This is a genomic window from Mesorhizobium sp. M0437, from assembly GCF_040321335.1.
Taxonomy (GTDB): Bacteria; Pseudomonadota; Alphaproteobacteria; order Rhizobiales; family Rhizobiaceae; genus Mesorhizobium.
In genome coordinates this window covers 1-3,558 of the sequence record NZ_JAMYRK010000153.1, presented here as the reverse complement: position 1 = coordinate 3,558, position 3,558 = coordinate 1, and the positions used below count along the sequence as shown (strand labels likewise).

General features: G+C 61.4%; 5 protein-coding genes. 1 reads left to right on the top strand and 4 read right to left on the bottom strand.

Going from position 1 to position 3,558, the window contains the following annotated elements; genetic code table 11:
• Positions 1 to 178: 178 nt before the first annotated feature.
• The 4 genes from NKI72_RS34350 to NKI72_RS34335 form a co-directional block, all read right to left on the bottom strand.
• Positions 179 to 796 carry a hypothetical protein gene (locus NKI72_RS34350; RefSeq protein WP_352451816.1) on the bottom strand — a complete coding sequence of 206 codons (618 nt, stop codon included), beginning with the start codon at positions 794 to 796 and terminating at the stop codon, positions 179 to 181.
• Between the two features lie 175 nt (positions 797 to 971).
• Positions 972 to 1,937, bottom strand: coding sequence for a hypothetical protein (locus NKI72_RS34345; RefSeq protein WP_352852157.1), 966 nt, complete (start codon positions 1,935 to 1,937; stop codon positions 972 to 974).
• 52 nt (positions 1,938 to 1,989) lie between these two features.
• Positions 1,990 to 2,232, bottom strand: coding sequence for a hypothetical protein (locus tag NKI72_RS34340; RefSeq protein ID WP_352451821.1), 243 nt, complete (start codon positions 2,230 to 2,232; stop codon positions 1,990 to 1,992).
• A 135-nt stretch (positions 2,233 to 2,367) separates the two neighbouring features.
• On the bottom strand, positions 2,368 to 2,964 hold the full coding sequence (locus NKI72_RS34335) for a recombinase family protein (protein WP_352451822.1): 597 nt from the start codon (positions 2,962 to 2,964) through the stop codon (positions 2,368 to 2,370).
• A 256-nt stretch (positions 2,965 to 3,220) separates the two neighbouring features.
• Here NKI72_RS34335 and NKI72_RS34330 point away from each other — a divergent pair, with 256 nt between their 5' ends.
• Positions 3,221 to 3,424 carry a hypothetical protein gene (locus NKI72_RS34330; protein ID WP_352852155.1) on the top strand — a complete coding sequence of 68 codons (204 nt, stop codon included), beginning with the start codon at positions 3,221 to 3,223 and terminating at the stop codon, positions 3,422 to 3,424.
• The last annotated feature ends 134 nt before the right edge of the window (positions 3,425 to 3,558 follow it).

Below are 3,558 nucleotides of genomic sequence, written 5' to 3'. Positions count from 1 at the left end.
TGGCCGACTTTTGATTGGAATGGTGGCCGGCTTCAAATCGGAATGGTGGCCGGTCTTTGATCGGAATGGCGGCCGGCTTCACGTCGGAATCCGCAGTCATTCTTAAAACTCCGGCACCGTTTCGGCGAGACCCGGCTTGATGGCCAACACCTGAAGCACCACCAGTCGGTATCAGTTGCTACCTTTCCCGCATTCCTCCGAAAATATCGCCGTGCTTCTCAGATAACTGAAGCAATTGCTCCTTTGCTTGCCGTGCAAGCGCGGAACTAGAACTGGGTAGGCACCCCATTTGGAATGTGTCGCGCTCCCGCCCCACGAAAAAACGAGAGAATCTCGCAACGTCTTGAGGCCTCTTGGTGGGGGAAACGTAGCAGACCACCCCGTCAAGGAAGAACCGGTAAAATGCATGTCTTTCAAATCTAAAGGGAGTAATCTTCGGAAGCTCTTCCTGCCCGCAGAAGAATGCGAAATAAACCGGGAACTCGTCAGCGGCCCCTGGATCATCGTCCAGAATCCTTTGGCGAAGGTCCTCCAGCCGCTTCGGGCGAACCGTGACCAACTCGAACGCCGGAAGATTGCTAACAGCCGCCCGCCACAGGAGCGAAAGGGCAAATAGCCGAACAGAGGCTGAATTAATACCGGTGACGGTGTGGATAGTTCCGGGAACAAATGAATCGAGTAGCTCGCCGGGATCGAGCGGATTGCGGCGCTTGCGATAGGTAAAGCCTTTCTCGATAAAACATTTCGCGGCTACGTCATCCAACTTTGCTATGATCGCCTCGCCGGCATCGGCCATGATGCCCCTATCATACCATCCGCTGTACGCTTTCCTCGGCCTGCCTCGTCCATCCCATTCCTTGAAGGGGCCATCAGACACTCGCCTCATGAAGGCATCGGGAATGATGTGCGATTTCGCCATAGGCCCGACGCTGCCTGTCAAAAGACAAGTTCCAATCGGCCGCTGCCCAGCGTTACCCATATGCGTGCATCGCTTTCCTAATCACTGGAAGCGCAACCCCGACAACTCCCCCACACGCCCCGCCCATGGCCTGTTTCGCGCTCTCCGCCTTTGATCTTGCTACCATGATTCCGTCATGCATTGGCAGCGCCGGGACGCCTTGCGCCATGAGTATTCGTAGGGCCGCGACCAGGATGCGGCTCTCGGTGAACATGAGCCTGAGGCCAAGCCCGGTGCCGAACATGCTGGCAATGGCCGGGTGACGTTTCGCCAGGGCCTCGCTGAGCCGCTCGGCGTTCCACTCCTTGCCTGCGGTCTCCCGGACCTCGCTGGGCAGCCGGCGCATGGCCCCCTGGCGGGAGAGCAGCGCGGAGAGACCCATCTTGGCCGCTGCTCGCGGAAGGCCCTCTATGCCCCCGTATGGGTCACCCCGAGGCAACACCGCGCCAGCCGCCAGGTAAGCCAGTTGCGGGAACATGGCGGTGAAGTCGAGGTCCGCCACCGCTTCGCCATTGATCTTAATGAGGTGCCGCCGGGTCTTCGGAAGGTTCATCCAGAAGCCGCCGTAGAGCCGCCCGTGTTGATCGAACGTATGGGGTGCATCCGGGTGCTCAATCTGGAAGCGACGGGTGAGGAAGACAGGAAGCTGCGGCGGGTTACCGTCGAGCCCGATATCGGCCTCTGCGAGGAACGCATTGATGGCCTGCATGTCCGCCCGCATGGCGATGGTTTCGGGGGTGTCGGCGTAGTCCAGGAGCAGCTTGCTGCGGCCCCTCCCGGTGGAGGCCTTGAGGATGATGGTCTCGGCTCCCGCCTCCCGCCCAATCGGCCTCGGGCACGGGTCATTCGGGTCTCGCGGGTCGAAGCCCCAGATGGCGGCCCCGAGGAACGCCACCGAGATACCTATGGGCATATCCTTGGCCTCGGCCATCATGCGGCGGTTGGCTTCGAGATATCTACGGATTGTCTTACTCGACATCACACACTCACGCTCTGCTTTGGGGCCGGCTCGGGGATGGCCTGGCGGCCCGCTACGGGTGAGGCGGATGGGCACCGGCACCGGGACCGTAAGAGGAACTGACCTCATCGCGAACCGAGCTGACGTGCGACAGCCAGCCCGCTAGGTCACTCCCGGCCCTTCGGTCGGCCAGGAAGGCGCTCACCTCGAACTGCTCCAGGCAGTCCAGGGCGAAGGTGATGGCGATATCGGGGTCCGCAAATGCATCGGCTGATGCGGGGAGGGACGGCAGGCGGGCAGGCGTCAGGCTGGTCATGCGCAGTCTCCGGTTGAGTTGCGCCGCCCAGTATGGCCATAACGAGTCGCCGATCAACAAGTATAAACTGTGCAGGTTCGTAGTGTTGTCACGCGCACATTTATCGAGTGTCTGGGCCACTGCTCCTGCTGTTTTTTAGGCCGTTTTCAGGATGCGGAAGACACTTGCCCTCCCGATCCGCAGCTCCTGGGCGATGGCGTCGGCGGTCTTGCCCTCAGCCTTCAGCCTGATGACCTCGGGGGCCATGCGCCGAGCCGTGGGAGCCCTGCCCTTGTACTTCCCCTCGGCCTTAGCCCGCGCGATCCCCTCAAGCTGCCGCTCCAGCATCAGTTCCCGTTCGAACTCCGCAATAGAGCCTAGGAGGTTCACCATGAGCTTCCCCGTTGGGGTTCCGGTGTCCAGGTTCATCGAGAGGATGCGGAGAGCCACGCTCTTGCTTCGGAGCTGCGCGGTGATGCCCACGAGGTCGGCCACTGAGCGGGCCAGCCGGTCGAGCTTGGTGACGATGAGGGTGTCGCCCTCTCGCACGTAATCCAAGGCCCTCTCAAGCTCCGGCCTCTTGGTGGCCACGGAGGACAGCTCCTCGCGGAACACCTTCGCGCACCCTGCTCCGGTGAGGTCCCTGAGCTGAGCCTCCAGCCCGGCCTTCTGGTCGGTGGTGGAGGTGCGGGCGTAGCCGACGAGGTGCCCGTTCGGTATGGCGGTCGTGGCGGTATGCTCCGGTGCTTGCATGGTGGCTCCCCTTCGGATCATTAGACCCTTTGAGCATGTGATCCTTACGTCTCAAAATGTCAATCGATATTCGTGTGAGACTCCAAATCGACCGTTGCGGCCGACTCACTGAGGCAAGGCCTATTGATACTGCGGGTTTCGCTCGGAGCTGCCCGTCGAGTTTCTCGCAGGACGTATCATTATATCTTTGACTTCAGTGATACTTCTGGTACTGTGACTTGTCTCGACCACATCAATCAACCTGAAGGAAACAGCCATGTACGACTACGCCAGCCAGACCCCGTTCCAGATCAAGTTCAACGAGGCAGAGCAGCGCTTCGCAGCCGATCACCTTCAGGGCGGCGAGCTTGCCGAATTCCAGTCCGATTGGCGTAGGGCCCGCGTGACAGGGGTGCAGTTCTGGCTTGACACCGTGGCGGAGCGGAAAGGCCTCCCCTGCCGCTGGCATGTCGCCGCCTAACGCTTCGCAACGCCGCTACGGAAGCCCCAGTGTCGCCGCTGGGGCTTTTTGCTGTGGGTGAGGCCGAGGCGCTGGAGGTGGAGGCCGCAGGCCGAGGCGCTGGAGGTGGAGGCCGCAGGCCGAGGCGCTGGGGG

Excerpts from the sequence above, each read along its gene's own strand:
- NKI72_RS34350 (WP_352451816.1), bottom strand. The coding sequence starts at position 796 with ATGGCCGATGCCGGCGAGGCGATCATAGCAAAGTTGGATGACGTAGCC.
- NKI72_RS34345 (WP_352852157.1), bottom strand. The coding sequence starts at position 1,937 with ATGTCGAGTAAGACAATCCGTAGATATCTCGAAGCCAACCGCCGCATG.
- NKI72_RS34340 (WP_352451821.1), bottom strand. The coding sequence starts at position 2,232 with ATGACCAGCCTGACGCCTGCCCGCCTGCCGTCCCTCCCCGCATCAGCC.
- NKI72_RS34335 (WP_352451822.1), bottom strand. The coding sequence starts at position 2,964 with ATGCAAGCACCGGAGCATACCGCCACGACCGCCATACCGAACGGGCAC.
- NKI72_RS34330 (WP_352852155.1), top strand. The coding sequence starts at position 3,221 with ATGTACGACTACGCCAGCCAGACCCCGTTCCAGATCAAGTTCAACGAG.